This is a genomic window from Nocardioides sp. (genome assembly GCF_014360585.1).
Taxonomy (GTDB): domain Bacteria; phylum Actinomycetota; class Actinomycetes; order Propionibacteriales; family Nocardioidaceae; genus Nocardioides.
Genome location: NZ_JACIXG010000035.1, coordinates 13,389 through 31,675, shown reverse-complemented (window position 1 = coordinate 31,675; position 18,287 = coordinate 13,389). Strand labels below are relative to the sequence as shown.

The window sequence follows — 18,287 nt, the reverse complement described above, 5'->3', positions numbered from 1 at the left end:
GCGCGAACTCACACGTTTCCCCGTCGAGTCGGCTCGTCAGAACGAGCCGACTCGGCCGTATCGTCAACGGCATGAGCCTTCTTGACGAGCTGCGGCTGCCGGCCGGACCGGTGGACCTGCGGACGTACGACACCAACTCCGCGCCGGGTGTCGGCGCCGACAAGGAGACCGGCAGGCAGGTGCTCGCCGAGCTCGGCCCGACGCTGATCGAGCTGCAGACCAAGCTGTTCGCCTCCAAGGAGAGCGACGACCCCAAGCGAGTGCTGCTCGTCCTGCAGGGGATGGACACCTCTGGCAAGGGTGGCGTGCTCAAGCACACCGTCGGGCTCGTCGACCCGGTCGGCGTGAAGATCACCAGCTTCAAGGCGCCGACCGAGGACGAGCGAGCCCAGGACTTCCTGTGGCGGATCGAGAAGGCAGTGCCGGCGCCCGGCTACCTGGGTGTCTTCGACCGCTCCCACTACGAGGACGTGCTGATCGGCCGAGTCCGCGAGCTCGCCACCCCTGCGGAGATCGAGCGGCGCTACGACGCGATCAACGAGTTCGAGAAGCGGCTGGACGAGGACGGCACCGTCATCCTCAAGTGCATGCTCCACATCTCGCCCAAGGAGCAGAAGAAGCGGCTCCTGGCCCGGCTGGAGGACCCGGCGAAGCACTGGAAATACAATCGGGGCGACCTTGATGAGCGCCAGCTGTGGGACCGCTACCGGGAGGCGTACGAGATTGCGCTGGAGCGCACCAACACCGAGTACGCTCCGTGGTACCTCGTGCCTAGCGACAAGAAGTGGTATCGCAACCTGGCCATCGGCGAGCTGCTCCTGGAGACCCTGGACCGGCTCGACCTCGACTGGCCCGTGCCCCGCTTCGATGTCGCCGAGGAGAAGAGACGACTGGAAGAGGACACCATCTCGTGAGTGAGCGCCAGCGAGCGAGCCATCAAGGCATCACGTGGCCGCGTCCGTATTCTGGCGCTTGCGCAACGGAGGTGGCCGCGTGAGTCTGGCAACGGTGCGGGTGACGCGGTATGTCACGCCGCTCCGGGAGGGCGGCAGCCTGCCCGGGATCGTGGAGGCCGATGATCTCGGCACCTATGTCTGCAAGTTCCGTGGCGCCGGGCAGGGGCTTCGGGTGCTGGTCGCCGAGGTGATCGTCACCGGTCTGTGCCGGGCGCTCGACATCCCGACGCCGGACCAGGTGGTGCTCGACCTCGACCCCGAGATCGCTCGCTACGAGGCCGACGAGGAGGTCCAGGATCTCCTCAACGTGAGCGCCGGGCTCAACCTCGGTATCGACTTCCTGGCCGGAGCCTTCGGCTACGACGCCGCCTACTCACCCGACCCGTCACTGGCTGGCCGAATCCTGTGGCTGGACGCGCTGATCGCCAACGTCGACCGCTCCTGGCGCAACCCCAACATGCTGCTGTGGAAGACGATCGGAGCGAGGTCGAGCGGCGAGCTTGCTCGTCCGCTCGCGCCGAGCGAGAGAGTGACCGAGCGAAGCGAGGACGGCGCGCTCTACGTCATCGACCACGGCGCCTCGCTCTACTTCCACCACGTCTGGCCCGGCGGAGGCGGCGACCCGGCCCGCTACGCGGCGCAGCCGTACGACACCTCCGAGCACATCCTGCGGTCCTTCGCCGCCGAGGCGCTCGCTCAGAACGACGACCTGGCCGCGCGGCTCGACGACTCGGTGCTGGAGACCGTGCTCGCCGACGTTCCCGACGAGTGGCTCGAGCCCGTTCCCGGCTACGAGACCCCGGAGTCGCTGCGCGAGCGCTACGTCGCGTTCCTGCGGGCCCGCCTGGACGGCGGCCGTCCGTGGCTGCCCGTCGCCGAGCCCGCCCGGGAGGCGTGATGGACGCCTACCAGTACGTCGTGCTCCGCTGCGTACCCCGACCCGAGCGCGAGGAGTTCCTCAACGTCGGCGTCGTCGTTCACTGCCCCGAGCAGAAGTTCCTCGCCGCCCGCTGGGCCCTCGACGAGCTGCGCCTGGCGACGTTCGCCCCTGGCCTCGATCAGTCCCTGGTGCGAGCCGCGCTGGAGTCGGTGGACCTGATCTGCGCGGGCGCCGCCCACGCCGGCTTCGGCGCCGGCATCCGCTCCACGGCGTACGGCATCCGTGCGCTCACCGACAACGAGTCGGCACGCTTCGGCCTCCTCAAGGCCCCGAAGAGCACCGTCCTCCAGCCCGGCCCCGTCCACGGCGGCGTGACCGCCGACGCCACGGCCGAGCTCGACCGGATCTTCGCCCACCAGATCGCCTGAGGCCCCCGCTGGTCGAGCCGCGAGCGCCAGCGAGCGTGTCGAGACCAACACGGTCGCGTACCGTGTTGGTCTCGACACGCCTCCGCCTAGCGGCTCCGGCGGCTCGACCAGCGGTGAGACCTCAGACCGGGACGAGCTCGACGGCGCCGACGGCGTAGCGGGCCAGGATCGTGCGGGCGACCTCGGGGTGGGCGCCCATGGGGTCGCTGACCGCGACGGCCCCGGCCTCGAGGGCGAGCTCCTTGGCACGGTCGGGCAGCTGCCCGGGGGCCAGGAAGAGCATGCCGACGGCGATGTGGCGGCGGCCCTCGGCACGGAAGGCACGGACGGCCTCGCCGGTTGCCGGGGGAGCGGCCGAGGCGTACGCGGCCACGACCGGCAGCTTGTGGTGGGCGCCCCAGATTCGGGCGAGGCGGGCCACGGACTGGTTGGCCAGTGAGTCCGAGGAGCCGGCGGCGGCCAGGACGAGCGCGTCGAGCTCGCGCACCCGCGCTGCCTTCAACGACGCCCGCAGACGCTCGTCGAGCACCTGCAGGAAGACGCTCTCGAGACCGAGGATCTCGCTGGTGTGGATGCGCAGGCCGGAGTGGCGCGCGGTGGCCTCGGCGATGACCGAGGGCACGTCGACGCGGGCGTGGAACGCCTCGGTCAGTAGGAGGGGTACGACGACGATCTCGTCGTGGCCGGCCTTGACCAGCTTGTCGACGACCGCCTGGAAGCGCGGCCGGGAGTGGTCGAGGAAAGCGGCTTCGACACGGAGGTCGGGACGCAGGGCGCGTACCTCGGCGATCAGGGCGTTGATCGTCGCGGCCGACTGCGGATCGCGGCTGCCGTGAGCCAGGGCTACCAGAGCGGGAGCTGCCATTGTCTTCATCCTTCGGGGTGTTGCAGGGAAAGTCTGTGTTGTTCGGCGCCTTTCGGCGCGACTGTTCGGCGCAGGAGAGCTAGGCGTGGATGCCGCACTCGGTCTTGCCGGTGCCGGCCCATCGCCCGCTGCGCGGGTCCTCGCCGGGGGCTACCCGGCGGGTGCACGGCGCGCAGCCGATCGAGGGATAGCCGTCATAGACGAGCGGGTTCACGAGCACTCCGTTGTCCTCGATATATCGCTCGACCTGCTCGTCGGACCATCGCGCCATCGGGGACACCTTGACCTTCTGGCGTTTGGCGTCCCAGCCGATCACCGGGGCGATGACCCGGTTCTTCGTCTCCGCGCGACGCAGGCCCGTGGCCCAGGCGTCGTACGAGGCGAGCGAGTCGGCCAGCGGCTTGACCTTGCGCAGCGCGCAGCAGAGGTCGGGGTCGGTCCGATAGAGGTCCTTGCCGTACTCCGCGTCCTGCTCGGCGACGGTCTGCGCAGGCGTGATCGTCAACAGGTTGACCGGCATCGTCGCCTCGACCGCGTCGCGGGTGCCGATCGTCTCGATGAAGTGGTAGCCGGTGTCGAGGAAGACCACGTCGATGCCGGGCACGACCTTGGCGGCCAGGTGCGCGAGGACGGCGTCACCCATCGATGAGGTGATCGCGAACCGATCGCCGAACGTCGCGGCGGCCCACTCGATGATCGTCTCGGCCGGAGCGAGCTCGAGCTCGGCGCCCCAGTGGGAGACGATCTCGCGCAGCTCCTCGGGGGTACGGCCCTCGGTGTCGACCGCGCGGTTGGCCCGTGCGGCTGCAGTGCTGACACTCATGCCTGTGCCTCCTTCGTGACTCGAGAGATCTGACCCAGCGACTTCAGCTGGAAGGCCCGCAGGCAGGCGCGGCACTCCCAGGACCCGTGCGTGGCCTCGTGCGGCCACAGGTCGGTCTCCCCGCAGAAGGGGCAGTGGTACGGGGTGCTCGCGCGTTCACTCATGCCGCCACCTCCGTCGAGGAGAGCAAAGAGTACGGACGCGGCGGCCTGAGGCCGATTGTCGCTCGCTGGCGCTCACTCATGCGGGCACCTCGCTCAGGGCCTTCTCCCCGCGCAGCAGAACCTCGTCGGCCCGGGCGGTCCAGGCGGAGAAGGTCTCGCCCTCCTCGCGGTCGGCGAGGTAGTTGACCACCAGCGCGGAGATGTAGTCGTCGAGCCCGGCCGAGGTCACCTTGTGCGCCCGCAGCTTGCGGCCGAAGTTGGCGGTCAGCCCGGTCGCACCGCCCAGGTGCACCTGGAAACCCTCGACCTGGTTGCCGTCGTCGTCGAGGACCAGCTGACCCTTGAGCCCGATGTCGGCCACCTGCGTACGTGCGCAGGCGTTGGGGCAGCCGTTGACGTTGACGGTGATCGAGGCGTCGAGCTCGGGGAACCGCGACTCGAGCGAGGCGATCAGGTCGCGCGCCCGGTCCTTGGTGTCCACGATCGCGAGCTTGCAGAACTCGATCCCGGTGCAGGCCATCGTGTTCTGGCGCCAGTTGGAGGGACGGGCCGAGAAGCCGATGCCGTCCAGCTCGGTGACCAGCTCCTCCACGACCTCCGGCGAGACACCGATGAGCACGATCTTCTGGTACGGAGTCAGCCGAGCACCCTCGACGGCGAACTTCTCCATGACGCCGGCGAGCTCGACCAGGTGGGTGCCGGAGATGCGGCCGGCGACCGGTGCCAGGCCGACGTACTTCTTGCCGTCCTTCTGGTCGTGGATGCCGACGTGGTCGCGGTGGCCCAGGGGCGACTCGGGGGAGGGGTTGGAGACGAGCGGACGCTCCAGGTACTCGTTCTCGAGGACCTCGCGGAACTTCTCCTTGCCCCAGTCGGCGACCAGGAACTTCAGCCGCGCCCGCGAGCGGAGCCGGCGGTAGCCGTAGTCGCGGAAGATGCCGGCCACGCCGGCCCACACGTCGGCGACCTCGTCGAGCGGCACCCACACGCCGAGCTTCTCGGCCAGGCGCGGGTTGGTGGAGAGACCGCCGCCGACCCAGACGTCGAAGCCGGGTCCGTGCTCGGGGTGGACGGTGCCGACGAAGGCGATGTCGTTGATCTCCGGCGCCACGTCGTGCGAGGGGTGGCCGGTCAGCGCGGTCTTGAACTTGCGCGGGAAGTTCGAGAAGGCGGGGTCACCCAGGTAGCGGGACTCGATCTCTCGCAGCGCCGAGGTGCCGTCGATGATCTCGTCGGCGGCGACACCGGCGACCGGCGAGCCCAGGAACGGACGCGGCGAGTCACCGCACGCCTCGGTCGAGTGCAGCCCGACCTCCTCCAGGCGCGACCAGATCTCGGGGACGTTCTCGATGTCGATCCAGTGGTACTGGATGTTCTCGCGGTCGGTGATGTCGGCCGTGTCCCGCGCGAAGTCGACGCCGATCTGGCCCAGCGTGCGCACGGCGGCGGGGGAGAGGAGCTTGCCGTCGGAGCGCACCCGCATCATGAAGTAGCGGTCGTCGAGCTCTTCCTCGTCGAGGATCGCGGTCTTGCCGCCGTCGATCCCGGGCTTGCGCTGGGTGTAGAGACCGAACCAGCGGAAGCGACCGCGCATGTCGGCCGGGTCGATCGAGTCGAACCCGCGCTTGGAGTAGGTGTAGAGGATCCGGTCACGAACGTTGAGCGGGTCGTCGTTCTTCTTCGACTCCTCGTTCTTGTTCAGCGGCTCGGTGTAGCCGAGGGCCCACTGACCCTCGCCCTTCTTGGGGCGGGGGATCTCGGTTCGGGTGGCGCGCTTGGCCTGAAACCGGTTGTCGCTCATGGAAGAGTTACCTTTGCGTCGGTCGTGGACGCACGGCGGAGCAGAGACGTGCTCGCGGCGAGCGCCCGGGATGTCTGTCGGGCGGCGGGCCAGCGGCTCGACGCGTGAAAATGCGGAGCGCTGGGCGTCAGTGGCGCCAACAGATCGAGCTGCGGATGCGGCAATAGTCCACGTGGCGTCGAACCACGAGGTGCGCATGTGTTGCAGCAGTGACCATGTCAAGGAGTCTCAGGTAGCGGACGGTCTGTACGCAATCAGGAATCCCGTTATATGAGACGTTGGTCCGTTATGTGGGACGATCCCGCTTGTTCACGCGGCCGATGTGGCCGAGGTCACCATCTGGTCACGGTCTCTGAACCACGCCGAGCGGCCGACCATTCCCGTGGACGGTGGTAGAAGACGTACGCAACCCACCGGGGACCACGATGCTGCTCTCGCCCACACGGCTGACTACGCTGTCACCCATGAGCGATCTGTCTGCCCCGGCAAACGCAGGGACTGTGAGTTCTGCCTACAACCAAGCCCTCGAGGTCATCGCCTCCGTGGAGCCCCGCATCGCCGAGGCGACCAAGCAGGAGCTCGCCGACCAGCGAGCCAGCCTCAAGCTGATCGCGAGCGAGAACTACGCGAGCCCCGCCACGCTGATGACGATGGGCACCTGGTTCTCCGACAAGTACGCCGAGGGCACCGTCGGCCACCGCTTCTACGCCGGCTGCCAGAACGTCGACACCGTCGAGCAGATCGCTGCCGAGCACGCACGCGAGCTCTTCGGTGCGGAGTACGCCTATGTGCAGCCCCACTCCGGCATCGACGCCAACCTGACCGCGTACTGGGCCATCCTCGCCCACCGCGTCGAGGGTCCGTGGCTGGAGAAGATGGCCGTCAAGAACATGAACGAGCTCTCCGAGGCCGACTGGGAGACGCTTCGCGGCGAGCTCGGCAACCAGCGCCTGCTGGGCATGTCGCTCGACGCCGGCGGCCACCTCACCCACGGCTTCCGCCCGAACATCTCGGGCAAGATGTTCCACCAGAACCAGTACGGCACCGACCCGGAGACCGGGCTGCTCGACTACGACTCGCTGCGTGCCAAGGCGAAGGAGTTCCAGCCGCTGATCATCGTGGCGGGCTACTCCGCCTACCCGCGCCGGGTGAACTTCGCCAAGATGCGCGAGATCGCCGACGAGGTCGGCGCCACCCTGATGGTCGACATGGCCCACTTCGCCGGCCTCGTCGCCGGCAAGGTGTTTCAGGGCGAGGAGAACCCGGTTCCCTATGCCGACGTCGTCACGAGCACCTCGCACAAGTCGCTGCGTGGCCCGCGCGGTGGGTTCATCCTGGCCACCGAGGAGTACGCCCCGAGCGTCGACCGCGGCTGCCCGATGGTCCTCGGCGGCCCGCTGTCCCACGTGATGGCCGCCAAGGCCGTCGCCTTCGCCGAGGCGAAGCAGGAGAGCTTCCAGACCTACGCCCAGGACGTGGCCGACAACGCCAAGAGCCTCGCCGAGGGCTTCCTCAAGCGCGGCGCCAAGCTGGTCACCGGTGGCACGGACAACCACCTCGTCCTCCTCGACGTGACCTCGTTCGGCCTCACCGGCCGTCAGGCCGAGACGGCCCTGCTCGACTCCGGCGTGGTCACCAACCGCAACTCGGTCCCGGCCGACCCCAACGGTGCCTGGTACACCTCGGGCATCCGCCTCGGCACCCCGGCCCTGACCACCCGCGGCTTCGGCGCCGACGAGTTCGACCGCGTCGCCGAGCTGATCGTCGACGTGCTCTCCAAGACCACCCCGGGCACGACGAAGGCCGGTGGTCCGTCCAAGGCGTCCTACGCCATCGAGGACGGCGTCGCCGACAACACGAAGGCCGCCGCGGCGGAGCTCCTCGCGAAGTTCCCGCTGTACCCCGGTCTCGACCTCGCCTGATTCCGTGCCTGCTCCGAAGCGACCCAGCTCGATCCCCGGCGTCGGGGCCCCTGAGAAGGTGGTCCCGACGGCGGAGGTGCGTGTCGTCGTCGAGGACGAGTGGCCGGCGCTCAAGAAGGTGCGCCTCGCGGCTCTCCAGGACACTCCTCGTGCGTTCTGGGCGTCCTACGACGAGGTCGTCACCTGGCCCGACGAGCGCTGGCGGCTTTGGGCGGCCTCCGGTGCGGCCTACATCGCCTGGCTGGGCGAGAAGCCGTCAGGCCTCGCCGCCGGGATCATCCACGACGACGAGCACCACCTGATCAACATGTGGCTCGCGCCGGAGGCGCGTGGTCACGGTCTGGCCGAGGGCCTCATCCTGGCCGTCGCCGGCTGGGCGCGCCGTGACGGCGCCTCCGTGCTGACCCTGTGGGTCGTCGACGGCAACGAGTCCGGGCGCCGTCTCTACGAGCGCCTCGGCTTCGAGCTCACCGGTGAGACCCAGTCCTTCCCCGAGGGTGATCCGCGCACCGAGTCGAAGATGGCGCTGCGCCTCACCTGATGGCGGAGCCCCGCCGATGGCGGGCGGCGTACGCTCCAGCGGCCTGACGGCCGGTCTCAGCCGAGCAGCGCGTCGACGTCGACGGGCACCACGGTCTCGCCGTACGTCAACCGCGCCATGCCACCGGTGAAGCGACCGGTCTCCACGAAGTAGCCCTCGCGGAGATCGTGGGTGAGCACTGGCTGGCGATGCTCATCACACGCTCCCTTCTGGTGGTGATTTGGATAGGTGGATTCGTCGTCCACCTTCAGTCTCTCTGCTCCGTGAAAGCCGGTCCAGCACTATGCCGGCTTGCGCCACACGGAGACGTGGCTCGTGGAGTCGCTGGTGAACTGGGAACGGTCCCAGGCGCCGTAACGGGACTCCAGCGTCAGCCCAGCGAGCCGGGCCATCAGGTCGCACTCGGCCGGCCAGATGTAACGGTGGTTGGAAGCGCCGCGACGGTAGGAGTCGCCGTCCTTGGTGAAATGGTGCGAGGTCAGCCGCTGCGTGGCGGTGTCGATGGTGTCGAGGCCGACGTGACGGTCGGAGACGTCGAACGTCGTTGCCACCGACGTCGGCGGCAGCAGCCGAAGCGTCGGCACCCACAGCTCGATCACGAACCGGCCACCCGGCGCCAGATGCCGCGCTGCGTTGGCGAAGCAGGCGACCTGCTCGTCCTGGGTCAGCAGGTTGGAGATCGTGTTGTAGACCAGATAGACCAAGGCGTACGTCCCGAGCCCAGGCGCCTCGGCAGCGGCCATGTCGCCGACCACGACCGGGATCTCCTCCTCGCTGGCCTTGCGCCGCAGGACGTCGACCATCGGCTGGGAGAGCTCGATGCCGGTGACCGGGACACCGAGCTCCCGCAGCGGTACGCCGATCCGACCCGTCCCGATGGCGAGCTCGAGCGCCGGCCCGCCGTCGGCGACCTCGGCGAGGAACCGGGCGACCGGACCGGTCACCTCGGGTGAGTTCACCCAGTCGTTCGGGTCGTCGTAGCTCTCGGCCGTCTCGCGGGTCCACAGATCGCTGCTGGTCATGGGCATCGACTCTGCCCGCCCGAGGGCTCCGCGCGCGAACGATTTACCGCCAGGAGTAGCCGACCTCGGGCCGGCCGCCGCCGGGTCCGTAGCGGACCCCGCGCGCGGCCAGACCCTTGTCGGCGAGGTGCTCGAGGTAGCGCCGGGCCGTCACCCGCGAGGCACCGACCACGGCGGCGACCTCGCTCGCGGACAGGTCGCGATCGGCCTCGCGCAGCGCCGCCGTCACCGCCCGCAGCGTCTCCGGGCTCATGCCCTTCGGCAGCGGGGTGCTCGTGGTGGAGCGCAGCGAACCCAGGAGCTGGTCGACCTCGTCCTGGACGACCTCCTCGGGGGCGGCGTCCAACCGGGCCCGGTAGTCGGCGTACTGCTCGAGCTTGGCTCGGAAGGTCGCGAACGTGAACGGCTTGAGCAGGTAGAGCACGACTCCCTGGACGACGGCCTGCCGCACCACCTTCGTGTCGCGCGCGGCGGTCACCGCGATCACGTCGCACAGGTGCCCGGCGGCACGCAGCCTGCTGAGCAGCCCGAGCCCGTGCCCGTCGGGCAGGTTCATGTCGAGCAGGATCAGGTCGACCGGAGCCCCGGCGTCACGAGCCGCGTCGAGCGCGCGGACCGCCTCCCGTGCCGATCGCGCGATCCCCGCCGGCGCGAAGCCCGAGACCCGCCCGACGTACGCCGCGTGCGCCTCGGCGGCGAGCGCCTCGTCCTCCACCACCAGCACTCGCACCGTCATGCTGCGGCCTCCGTGGCGAGAGTGACCGTGAACTCGGCCCCGCCGAGGTGCGAGCGGCCGACGGTGACCGCCCCGCCGCGGCGCCGGGCGACCTGACCGACGAGGGCGAGCCCGAGGCCGCGGCCGGTGCCGGGCTCGGCCTTCGTGGTCCACCCGCGGTCGAGGACGCGCGCCGAGGTGACGTCGTCGAGACCAGGCCCGCTGTCACCCACGCGGACCGTGAGGGTGGTGTCGTCTCCGGTGAGGTGGACCTCGACCTGGCGGGACTCCGCGTCGGCGACGGCCTCGAACGCGTTGTCGACCAGGTTGCCGAGCACGGTCACCAGGTCGCGCGGCGCGACGCCCGTGTCGGACGGCAGCTCGCCCTCGATACGCAGCTCGATGGCCTGCTCGGCCGCCTCGGCCGACTTGCCGAGCAGCAGCGCGGCGACGACGGGGTCCTCGACGGCCCCGACGACCTGGTCGGTGAGGAGCTGGGCGACCTGCAGCTCCTCGGTGGCGAACTCGACCGCCTCGTGCGATCGGCCCATCTCGATGAGCGACACCACGGTGTGCAGCCGGTTGGCCGCTTCGTGGTTCTGCGACCGGAGCGACTCGGTGAGGCGGCGTACGACCTCGAGCTCACCGGTCACCGAGCGCAGCTCGGTGTGGTCTCGGAGGGTCACGACGGCGCCGACGTCGCGCCCGGCCCACCGGGCCGGTGCCGAGGAGACGACGAGGATCCGGTCACCGGCGAGGTAGAGGTCGTCGGTCTCGGGGGTGCGGCCGCGGGCGGCGGCGACCAGGCCGGGCGCCAGGTCTAGGTCCTCGATCCGGGTGCCGACCACGTCGTCCGGGAGCGCCAGCAGGCGTCGTGCCTCGTCGTTGACCAGCTGCACCCGCCCCTCGCCGTCGAGCAGCAGCAGGCCCTCGCGGACAGAGCTGAGGACCGCGGAGTAGTACTCGTACATCCTGGCCAGCTCGCGCTCGCCCATGCCGTGGGTCAGCCGGTGCAGGCGTCGGCTCAGCAGCCAGGCACCGAGCAGGCCGACTGCCAGCACGAGGCCGCCGCACAGCAGCACGATCCCGACGTCGCGCTTGAGCCCGCGGTTGATGTCGCTGAGCGTGATGCCGACGGAGACGAGCGCGACGACCTCGTCGCCGTCCTCGACCGGCACCACCGACCGCACCGACGGGCCGAGCGTGCCGGTGTACTGCTGGGTGAAGACCTTGCCGTCGGGGGCGCCGCCCAGGTCGCCGACGAACTTTCCGCCGATCTCGTCTGGGTCGGTGTGGGTGTGGCGGGTGCGGTCCAGGCCCATGACGACGACGAAGTCGGTGTCCGTGTCGCGGCGTACCTCCTCGGCCCACGGCTGGAGCGTCGCCGTCGGGTCGTCGCCGCGCAGCGCCGTGCGGACGGTGGGGGAGTCGGCGACGGTCTGGGCGACGGCCACGGCACGTTGGGTGGCGCGGCTGTAGGAGTCGCGCTGGGCGTCGTAGGCGGCCAGCAGGATCCCGGTGACGACGAGCAGGAACACCGTGCCGAGCTGCAGGAGCAGCACCTGCTGCGCCACCGGGCGATCGCGCAGAAGGTGGCGTCGGGCAGGTCGGGTGCGGGACATCTCGTCATTCTCACCCACATGAGCGTGGTTGTGACCCTGGCCACGAACACAACGAACACAACAGTGACCGTCGTCACGATCTGCTGGAGAGTTGCCGCGGTTGCCCGCCGGGGCGCCGGACACACACCGGACCAGGAGGAACGATGAGCACGATCACAAGCGGGGCGCCACCGAAGAAGGACCGGACCCACTATCTCTACATAGCGGTGATCGTGGCGGTGTGCCTGGGTATCGCCGTCGGATTGCTGTTCCCCAGCTTCGCAGTGCAGTTGAAGCCGGTCGGCACGGCGTTCGTGAACTTGATCAAGATGATGATCCAGCCGGTCATCTTCTGCACCTTGGTGATCGGTGTGGGCTCGGTGGCGAGCGCCGCGAAGGTCGGCAAGGTCGGCGGTCTGGCGCTGTTGTACTTCATCACGATGTCGACGGCCGCCCTGGCCATCGGCATGGTGGTCGGCAACCTGATCGATCCGGGCAGCGGGCTGCAGATCAACACCGAGTCGTCGCAGGTCGGCCAGGAGGCCGCCTCTGAGGGACACGGGAGCACCACCGACTTCCTCCTTGGCATCATTCCGACCAGCATGTTCTCGGCCCTGACCTCGGGTGTCGTGCTCCAGACCTTGTTGGTCGCGCTGCTGGTCGGGTTCGCACTCCAGCGCATGGGCGAGTCGGGCAGGCCGATCCTGAACGTGATCGTCTGGGCCCAGAAGCTCGTCTTCCGGGTGCTCGCGATGATCATGTGGGCCGCGCCCGTCGGTGCCTTCGGTGCCATCGCCGGCGTCGTCGGCGAGACTGGCGTCGACGCGCTCAAGAGCCTGGCCGTGATCATGGTGGCCTTCTACATCACCTGCGTGCTGTTCGTCTTCCTCGTGCTCGGCCTGCTCCTGAAGCTGGTCACCGGGGTCAACGTGTTCAAGCTCTTCAAGTATCTCGCCCGCGAGTTCCTGCTCATCTTCTCCACGAGCTCCTCGGAGTCGGCGCTGCCGCGTCTGATCGCGAAGATGGAGCACGCAGGCGTCGAGCAGGCGACGGTCGGCGTCGTTGTCCCCACCGGCTACTCGTTCAACCTGGACGGCACCGCGATCTACCTGACGATGGCCTCGATCTTCATCGCGGACGCGATGGGTGACCCGCTGAGCATCGGCGAGCAGATCGGGCTGCTGTTGTTCATGATGATCGCCTCGAAGGGCGCTGCCGGTGTCACCGGCGCCGGTCTGGCCACGCTTGCTGGTGGTCTGCAGTCGCATCGACCGGAGCTGGTCGACGGGGTCGGCCTGATCGTGGGGATCGACCGGTTCATGTCGGAGGCTCGGGCGTTGACCAACTTCGCGGGCAACTCGGTCGCGACCGTGCTCATCGGTCACTGGACCAAGACCGTCGACCGGCCTCAACTCGACCGGGTCCTGGACGGCAAGGATCCGTTCGACGAGACCAGGATGATCGACGACCACGCTGCCCCGCCGCCCGCGGCGGAAGGTGAGAAGTCACTGGTGTAGCCCCACCACGGGCCGTACGCAGCGCGTCGGGACGCTGCGTACGGCCCGTTTCATCTGTTGCGGTAGAGGATCCGCGCCAGCTCGAACGGCGCGACGCGCCACGACCCGATCGGCCCGTCGTCGAGCCCGATCCGGCCGAGTGCTGCGACGATCCACGAGAATGCGAAGCAGCCGATGCCGACGACGGTCCAGATCCCGACCATGCGCCAGGACAGGTCCCCGCCGAAAGCCCGGAAGATGCCGACGACGGCGCCGATGATGGCGATCGCTGCGATCAGCCACAAGACGGTCGAGCAGATGACGGCGGCCAACCGGCCGGCCACGGCCAGCGGGTCGCGAGGGTGCTCGTGATGAGGCCCCTGACGGGGAGCGTGGGGATAGTTCATTTGGTCGCTGATTCTGGCCTACGCGGTGCGTCGGAGTCACGCCGGGCTGGTGGGCCTCCCCGGCGCCCGGGCGCGTGAGCGGTATCGTCCTGCGCGTTCTCGGGTGAATGTTCGACAATTTGCCCGGGACATCGATGGACCGTAGCGACTAGTGTTACGGAGATCACATAACGAGGCGCTGCCTCGTGGACCCGACGCGGCCTGCGTGGCACGACTCCGTGGATCAAAACGACGATGGAGGGTGCAATCCAATGCACGTGCGCAAGTGGCAAATCGGAGCAGTAGCAGCAGGCCTGCTCGCCGTGACCGGCTGTGGGGTGCCGGGTGGCGGTGGCAGCAACGATGCCGGCGAGACCAAAGAGGGCGACGGCAGCATCCAGATCCTCGGTGCGATCCCCGAGGGCGAGGCGGTGGGGCTCAACGCGGCCCTCGACACGTTCACCAAGGAGACCGGGATCGAGGTGACGTACACGCCCTCGGCGGACTTCACCACCGAGATCCGCACCAAGGTCAACGGAAACGACGCGCCCGACATCGCGCTCTTCCCGCAGCCTGGTCTGGTCAACGACCTGACCGAGTCGGGCGACACGCTTCCCCTCGACGACCTCATGGACGTCGGCGCGCTCGAGGACACGATGATCCCGGGTCTGACGGACTCGGTGAAGATCGACGACAAGACCTACGGCGTGCCCGTCCGGGTCTCGATGAAGTCGCTGGTCTGGACGCCCAAGAACTTCGAGCAGTCCGGCTACAAGACGCCCACGATGTGGGGCGAGCTGATGACGCTCCAGGACCAGATCATCTCCAAGGGCCAGACCCCGTGGTGCCTCGGTGCCGAGGCTGGTGCTGACACCGGCTGGGTCTACACCGACTGGGTCGAGGAGATCGTCCTGCGCCAGGAGGGCCCGGAGTTCTACGACAAGTGGACCAGCCACGAGGTCCCCTTCAACGACCCGGCGATCGTCGAGGCGATCGAGACCATGGGCGAGATCATCAACAAGCCGAAGAACGTACGCGGCGGCGCCGACGGCACCCTGAGCGAGCCCTTCGGTGACTCGCCGTTGCCGCTGTTCAGCAACCCGCCGGGCTGCCAGATGCACCGCCAGGCCAACTTCATCACCACGTTCTTCCCGAAGGAGGTCCAGGCGGACCTGGCCGGCAACGTCGGCGTCTTCGCGCTGCCCGGCAGCATGGAGGGTGGCTTCGAGGGCAACCCGGTGCTCGGTGCCGGTGACATGGCGACCGCTTTCACCAACGACACCGACGTGGTGGAGCTGATGGAGTTCTTCGCCTCCCCCGACTTCGGCGTCGAGTGGGCCAAGTCCGGCGGCTGGCTCTCGCCGAGCGTCGAGTTCGACAACTCCAACTACGCCGACCCGATGCTCGGAGAGATCGCGACCCTGCTGCAGGACGCCGACACCTTCCGTTTCGACGGCTCGGACCTGATGCCCGCGCAGGTCGGCGCCGGCACGTTCTGGAGCGAGATGAACGCCTACGTCGGAGGTGAGAAGAGCGCTCAGGAGGCTGCCGACGCGATCGAGAAGAGCTGGCGAGGATGAGCGATGACCCTTTCCTGAAGATCGTCAACGGCCTCGTTGCGATCGTCCTGGGGGTCGGCGGCACCGCCGCGCTGTACTGGGTGCTGAACTTCCTGGTGGGTCTCCTGCCAGGCAAGTGGGACAAGCGGATCAAGCCGTTCGTCTTCATCGGCCCGGCCATCTTGGTGGTCACCGTCTTCCTGGTCTACCCGGCTCTGGTGACGGTGATGTACAGCTTCGCCGACGCCAACAGCATCGACTGGGTGGGCTTCCAGAACTACGTCGACCTGTTCCAGGACGACGAGTTCATCGGCACGCTGGTCAACAACCTGCTCTGGATCCTCATCGTCCCGGCGGGGAGCGTGATCGTGGGCCTGCTCGTGGCGGTGCTGGCCGACCGGCTCAAGGCGCTGCCGGAGCGGATCGCGAAGTCGGTCATCTTCATGCCGATGGCGATCAGCTTCGTCGGAGCGAGCACGATCTGGGGCTTCGTCTACGCGACCAGGTTCGCGCAGGGCGACCAGCAGATCGGGCTCCTCTCGGCGATCTCGACGAGCCTCGGGTTCGAGCCCGTCGCCTGGCTGCGGATCTCCGACTACAACCTCAACGACCTGCTCCTGATCATCATCATGGTCTGGCTGCAGGCGGGGTTCGCGATGGTGCTGCTCTCCTCGGCGATCAAGGGTGTCCCCGACGACACCGTGGAGGCGGCGCGCATCGACGGGGCCAGCGAGATCCAGATCTTCTTCAAGGTCGTCGTGCCGCAGATCTGGCCGACGGTGATCGTGGTCTTCGTGACCATCCTCATCTTGGTGATGAAGGTCTTCGACATCGTCTACGTGATGACCGGTGGCCGGGCCGGCACCTCGGTGCTGGCCAACACCTTCGTCCTCGAGCTCTTCGAGTTCGGTGACGCCGGTCGAGCGGCCGCGGTCGTCGTGGTCCTGATGGTCGCGGTGATCCCGGTGATGATCTATCAGATGCGCCAGTTCAAGAAGCAGGAGGCCCGCTGATGAGGAACATCACCTTGGGCAGCGTCGCTGTCCGTGTGGGCATCGTCCTGCTGTGTGTCCTGTGGTTCATCCCGACCCTGGGTCTGCTGATCTCGTCGTTCCGTGACGAGGCCGATGTGAAGTCGAGCGGCTGGTGGACGGTCTTCACCGACCCGTTCGACGTGTCCCAGTGGACGTTCGACAGCTATGCGCAGGTCCTGGAGAGCGGGATGGCCAACGCCTTCGTGAACTCGCTCGTGGTCTCCGTCCCCGCGACGGTGCTGCCGATCATGATCGCCGCGTTCGCTGCGTACGCGTTCACGTTCATGCGGTTCCCGGGGCGCAACGTGCTGTTCATGCTGATCGTCGGGCTGCTGGTCGTGCCCCTGCAGGTTGCCTTCGTGCCGCTGCTCAACCTGTTCGGCGACTACAACCTCAACGGCACCTTCCTCGCGGTGTGGCTGGCTCACACGGCGTTCGGGATGCCGCTGGCGGTCTACATCCTGCGCAACTACATGGCCAGCCTGCCGCAGGAGATCATCGAGTCCGCCGAGATCGACGGTGCCTCGCACTTCCAGACGTTCTGGAGACTGATCGTGCCGATGTCGGTGCCCGCGCTGGCCGCGTTCGCGATCTTCCAGTTCCTCTGGGTCTGGAACGACCTGCTGGTCGCCCTGATCTTCCTGGGAGCCGGCGACAACGAGGTCGTCACGATCACCCTGCGTGACCTGATCGGCGACCGTGGGCAGGAGTGGCACCTGCTCACCGCCGGTGCGTTCATCACGATGACGGTGCCGCTGCTCGTGTTCTTCTCGTTGCAGCGTTACTTCGTCCGTGGGCTCACGGCCGGGTCTGTGAAGGGCTGACCGAGGTCGAACAGCTCTACGCAACGGGCGCCGTGTCGATGACATGGCGCCCGTTCGTGCTCCACGTCCCCTGCCGACCCGGCGCTCGCCGGTGACACGGCGGATGTCGGAGCCACGCCTGCGACGGACGGCAGACGGTGACGGATAGGGTCTGTGACGTGTCCGAGACATCCGCGTACGCCCCCAAGTGGGCTGGGGCCGAGCAGGTCGCCCTTCCCGAGACGGTGCGGTCGCCGTGGTGGCAACTCGGACGACGGTTGTTGGCCGCCGTGGCGATCCTGGTCGGCACCACGCTGCTGGTCTACTTCGACCGTGACGCGTATATCGACAACGCTGACCCGACGGGTGAGGTCTCGCTGCTCGACGCGCTCTACTACACGACGGTCACGTTGAGCACGACCGGCTACGGTGACATCGCGCCCGTCGCCGATCATGCGCGGATGATCAACGCGTTCATCATCACGCCGGCGCGCATCGCGTTCCTGGTGCTGCTGATCGGCACCACGCTCGAGGTCCTCACCAAGCAGGGCCGTGACCTCATCCGAGTCGCTCGATGGAGGAAGAAGATGGCTCAGCACATCGTCGTCGTGGGCTACGGCACCAAGGGCCGCAGCGCCGTCGAGACGCTGCTCAGCAGCGGCCTGAGCCCGGAGGAGTTCGTGGTCGTCGACCCCGACCCGGTGGCGCGTTCCGATGCCCACTCCGACGGGCTGGCGGTCGTCACCGGCGACGCGACCCGGCGTGAGGTGCTGATGCGGGCCGGTGTCACCGACGCCGAGCAGGTCATCATCACCACCAACCGTGACGACTCCAACGTGCTCACGATCTTGACGGTGCGCCAGATCAACCCGGAGGCGTGGATCGTCGCCGCGGCCCGGGAGCGCGAGAACGCGCCGCTGATGAAGCAGTCCGGGGCGGATTCGGTGATCACCTCGGCCGACGCGGTGGGCCGACTGATGGGTCTCTCCACCATCTCGCCGACCTTGGGCGCGGTCATGGAGGACATGCTCAACTCCGGCCTCGGTCTGGAGGTCGCCGAGCGGGACCTGCTGGTCAACGAGGTCGGCAAGCAGCCCCAGCAGCTGTCCGACCAGGTGATCGCGGTCGTACGCGACGAGAAGGTCTTCCGCTACTTCGACCCGGTCGTCGGCACCCTGTCGCGAGGGGACCGGCTGATCGTCGTGCGAGCGGCGAAGGAGCTGCCTTGGGCGCCGCGTCCGGGGACACATGGCGAGGACACCGCAGACGCGTAAATAGAAGTCAGCCGCTG

General features: G+C 68.3%; 19 protein-coding genes. 10 read left to right on the top strand and 9 right to left on the bottom strand.

Annotated elements, in window-relative coordinates; genetic code table 11:
* Positions 1 to 71: 71 nt before the first annotated feature.
* The 3 genes from H5T77_RS13410 to H5T77_RS13400 all read left to right on the top strand — a co-directional run bounded on the left by H5T77_RS13410 (position 72) and on the right by H5T77_RS13400 (position 2,264).
* A complete protein-coding gene (locus H5T77_RS13410; protein ID WP_292650001.1) occupies positions 72 to 914 on the top strand; it encodes a PPK2 family polyphosphate kinase in 843 nt (280 codons plus the stop codon).
* 79 nt (positions 915 to 993) lie between these two features.
* A complete protein-coding gene (locus H5T77_RS13405; RefSeq protein WP_292649999.1) occupies positions 994 to 1,854 on the top strand; it encodes a HipA family kinase in 861 nt (286 codons plus the stop codon).
* A complete protein-coding gene (locus H5T77_RS13400; RefSeq protein ID WP_292649997.1) occupies positions 1,854 to 2,264 on the top strand; it encodes a DUF3037 domain-containing protein in 411 nt (136 codons plus the stop codon). The genes H5T77_RS13405 and H5T77_RS13400 overlap by 1 nt, the downstream gene beginning before the upstream one ends.
* A gap of 121 nt (positions 2,265 to 2,385) precedes the next feature.
* Here H5T77_RS13400 and H5T77_RS13395 read toward each other — a convergent pair whose 3' ends face one another.
* The 4 genes from H5T77_RS13395 to H5T77_RS13380 all read right to left on the bottom strand — a co-directional run bounded on the left by H5T77_RS13395 (position 2,386) and on the right by H5T77_RS13380 (position 5,917).
* Positions 2,386 to 3,129 carry a sirohydrochlorin chelatase gene (locus tag H5T77_RS13395; RefSeq protein WP_292649995.1) on the bottom strand — a complete coding sequence of 248 codons (744 nt, stop codon included), beginning with the start codon at positions 3,127 to 3,129 and terminating at the stop codon, positions 2,386 to 2,388.
* A gap of 79 nt (positions 3,130 to 3,208) precedes the next feature.
* Positions 3,209 to 3,952: a phosphoadenylyl-sulfate reductase gene (locus H5T77_RS13390; protein WP_179658394.1), complete on the bottom strand. Its 744-nt coding sequence runs from the start codon at positions 3,950 to 3,952 to the stop codon at positions 3,209 to 3,211.
* Entirely contained in the window at positions 3,949 to 4,116 is a 168-nt protein-coding gene (locus tag H5T77_RS13385; RefSeq protein ID WP_292649992.1) for a hypothetical protein, read from the bottom strand. The genes H5T77_RS13390 and H5T77_RS13385 overlap by 4 nt, the downstream gene beginning before the upstream one ends.
* Positions 4,117 to 4,192: 76 nt before the next feature.
* Positions 4,193 to 5,917, bottom strand: coding sequence for a nitrite/sulfite reductase (locus H5T77_RS13380; protein ID WP_292649990.1), 1,725 nt, complete (start codon positions 5,915 to 5,917; stop codon positions 4,193 to 4,195).
* A 464-nt stretch (positions 5,918 to 6,381) separates the two neighbouring features.
* On the opposite strand from H5T77_RS13380, the gene H5T77_RS13375 reads away from it, so the two are divergent.
* Both H5T77_RS13375 and H5T77_RS13370 read left to right on the top strand, forming a co-directional pair.
* A complete protein-coding gene (locus tag H5T77_RS13375) occupies positions 6,382 to 7,839 on the top strand; it encodes a glycine hydroxymethyltransferase (RefSeq protein ID WP_292649988.1) in 1,458 nt (485 codons plus the stop codon).
* A gap of 4 nt (positions 7,840 to 7,843) precedes the next feature.
* On the top strand, positions 7,844 to 8,380 hold the full coding sequence (locus H5T77_RS13370) for a GNAT family N-acetyltransferase (protein WP_179658390.1): 537 nt from the start codon (positions 7,844 to 7,846) through the stop codon (positions 8,378 to 8,380).
* Positions 8,381 to 8,436: 56 nt separating this feature from the next.
* On the opposite strand, the gene H5T77_RS13365 is transcribed toward H5T77_RS13370, so the two are convergent.
* The 4 genes from H5T77_RS13365 to H5T77_RS13350 form a co-directional block, all read right to left on the bottom strand.
* A complete protein-coding gene (locus H5T77_RS13365) occupies positions 8,437 to 8,559 on the bottom strand; it encodes a hypothetical protein (RefSeq protein ID WP_292649984.1) in 123 nt (40 codons plus the stop codon).
* Positions 8,560 to 8,661: 102 nt separating this feature from the next.
* A complete protein-coding gene (locus H5T77_RS13360) occupies positions 8,662 to 9,402 on the bottom strand; it encodes a class I SAM-dependent DNA methyltransferase (RefSeq protein WP_292649983.1) in 741 nt (246 codons plus the stop codon).
* A gap of 43 nt (positions 9,403 to 9,445) precedes the next feature.
* Positions 9,446 to 10,138, bottom strand: coding sequence for a response regulator (locus tag H5T77_RS13355; protein ID WP_292649982.1), 693 nt, complete (start codon positions 10,136 to 10,138; stop codon positions 9,446 to 9,448).
* Positions 10,135 to 11,739, bottom strand: coding sequence for a sensor histidine kinase (locus H5T77_RS13350; RefSeq protein WP_292649980.1), 1,605 nt, complete (start codon positions 11,737 to 11,739; stop codon positions 10,135 to 10,137). Before H5T77_RS13350 ends, H5T77_RS13355 begins: the two co-directional genes overlap by 4 nt.
* Before the next feature lie 143 nt (positions 11,740 to 11,882).
* Here H5T77_RS13350 and H5T77_RS13345 point away from each other — a divergent pair, with 143 nt between their 5' ends.
* On the top strand, positions 11,883 to 13,235 hold the full coding sequence (locus H5T77_RS13345; protein ID WP_292649978.1) for a cation:dicarboxylate symporter family transporter: 1,353 nt from the start codon (positions 11,883 to 11,885) through the stop codon (positions 13,233 to 13,235).
* Positions 13,236 to 13,285: 50 nt separating this feature from the next.
* On the opposite strand, the gene H5T77_RS13340 is transcribed toward H5T77_RS13345, so the two are convergent.
* Entirely contained in the window at positions 13,286 to 13,621 is a 336-nt protein-coding gene (locus H5T77_RS13340; RefSeq protein ID WP_292649976.1) for a hypothetical protein, read from the bottom strand.
* Between the two features lie 257 nt (positions 13,622 to 13,878).
* On the opposite strand from H5T77_RS13340, the gene H5T77_RS13335 reads away from it, so the two are divergent.
* The 4 genes from H5T77_RS13335 to H5T77_RS13320 all read left to right on the top strand — a co-directional run bounded on the left by H5T77_RS13335 (position 13,879) and on the right by H5T77_RS13320 (position 18,270).
* Complete coding sequence (locus H5T77_RS13335) at positions 13,879 to 15,180, top strand: ABC transporter substrate-binding protein (protein WP_292649974.1); 1,302 nt, start codon at positions 13,879 to 13,881, stop codon at positions 15,178 to 15,180.
* Positions 15,177 to 16,172: a carbohydrate ABC transporter permease gene (locus tag H5T77_RS13330; RefSeq protein WP_292649972.1), complete on the top strand. Its 996-nt coding sequence runs from the start codon at positions 15,177 to 15,179 to the stop codon at positions 16,170 to 16,172. Before H5T77_RS13335 ends, H5T77_RS13330 begins: the two co-directional genes overlap by 4 nt.
* Entirely contained in the window at positions 16,172 to 17,017 is an 846-nt protein-coding gene (locus H5T77_RS13325) for a carbohydrate ABC transporter permease (protein WP_292649970.1), read from the top strand. The genes H5T77_RS13330 and H5T77_RS13325 overlap by 1 nt, the downstream gene beginning before the upstream one ends.
* A 158-nt stretch (positions 17,018 to 17,175) precedes the next feature.
* Positions 17,176 to 18,270 (top strand): potassium channel family protein, encoded by a 1,095-nt coding sequence (locus tag H5T77_RS13320; RefSeq protein WP_292649968.1) that lies wholly within the window; start codon positions 17,176 to 17,178, stop codon positions 18,268 to 18,270.
* The last annotated feature ends 17 nt before the right edge of the window (positions 18,271 to 18,287 follow it).

Coding starts and splice junctions, on each gene's coding strand:
- H5T77_RS13340 (WP_292649976.1), bottom strand. CDS start 13,621: ATGAACTATCCCCACGCTCCCCGTCAGGGGCCTCATCACGAGCACCCT.
- H5T77_RS13325 (WP_292649970.1), top strand. CDS start 16,172: ATGAGGAACATCACCTTGGGCAGCGTCGCTGTCCGTGTGGGCATCGTC.
- H5T77_RS13330 (WP_292649972.1), top strand. CDS start 15,177: ATGAGCGATGACCCTTTCCTGAAGATCGTCAACGGCCTCGTTGCGATC.
- H5T77_RS13410 (WP_292650001.1), top strand. CDS start 72: ATGAGCCTTCTTGACGAGCTGCGGCTGCCGGCCGGACCGGTGGACCTG.
- H5T77_RS13385 (WP_292649992.1), bottom strand. CDS start 4,116: ATGAGTGAACGCGCGAGCACCCCGTACCACTGCCCCTTCTGCGGGGAG.
- H5T77_RS13355 (WP_292649982.1), bottom strand. CDS start 10,138: ATGACGGTGCGAGTGCTGGTGGTGGAGGACGAGGCGCTCGCCGCCGAG.
- H5T77_RS13360 (WP_292649983.1), bottom strand. CDS start 9,402: ATGACCAGCAGCGATCTGTGGACCCGCGAGACGGCCGAGAGCTACGAC.
- H5T77_RS13375 (WP_292649988.1), top strand. CDS start 6,382: ATGAGCGATCTGTCTGCCCCGGCAAACGCAGGGACTGTGAGTTCTGCC.
- H5T77_RS13345 (WP_292649978.1), top strand. CDS start 11,883: ATGAGCACGATCACAAGCGGGGCGCCACCGAAGAAGGACCGGACCCAC.
- H5T77_RS13350 (WP_292649980.1), bottom strand. CDS start 11,739: ATGTCCCGCACCCGACCTGCCCGACGCCACCTTCTGCGCGATCGCCCG.
- H5T77_RS13390 (WP_179658394.1), bottom strand. CDS start 3,952: ATGAGTGTCAGCACTGCAGCCGCACGGGCCAACCGCGCGGTCGACACC.
- H5T77_RS13380 (WP_292649990.1), bottom strand. CDS start 5,917: ATGAGCGACAACCGGTTTCAGGCCAAGCGCGCCACCCGAACCGAGATC.
- H5T77_RS13400 (WP_292649997.1), top strand. CDS start 1,854: ATGGACGCCTACCAGTACGTCGTGCTCCGCTGCGTACCCCGACCCGAG.
- H5T77_RS13395 (WP_292649995.1), bottom strand. CDS start 3,129: ATGGCAGCTCCCGCTCTGGTAGCCCTGGCTCACGGCAGCCGCGATCCG.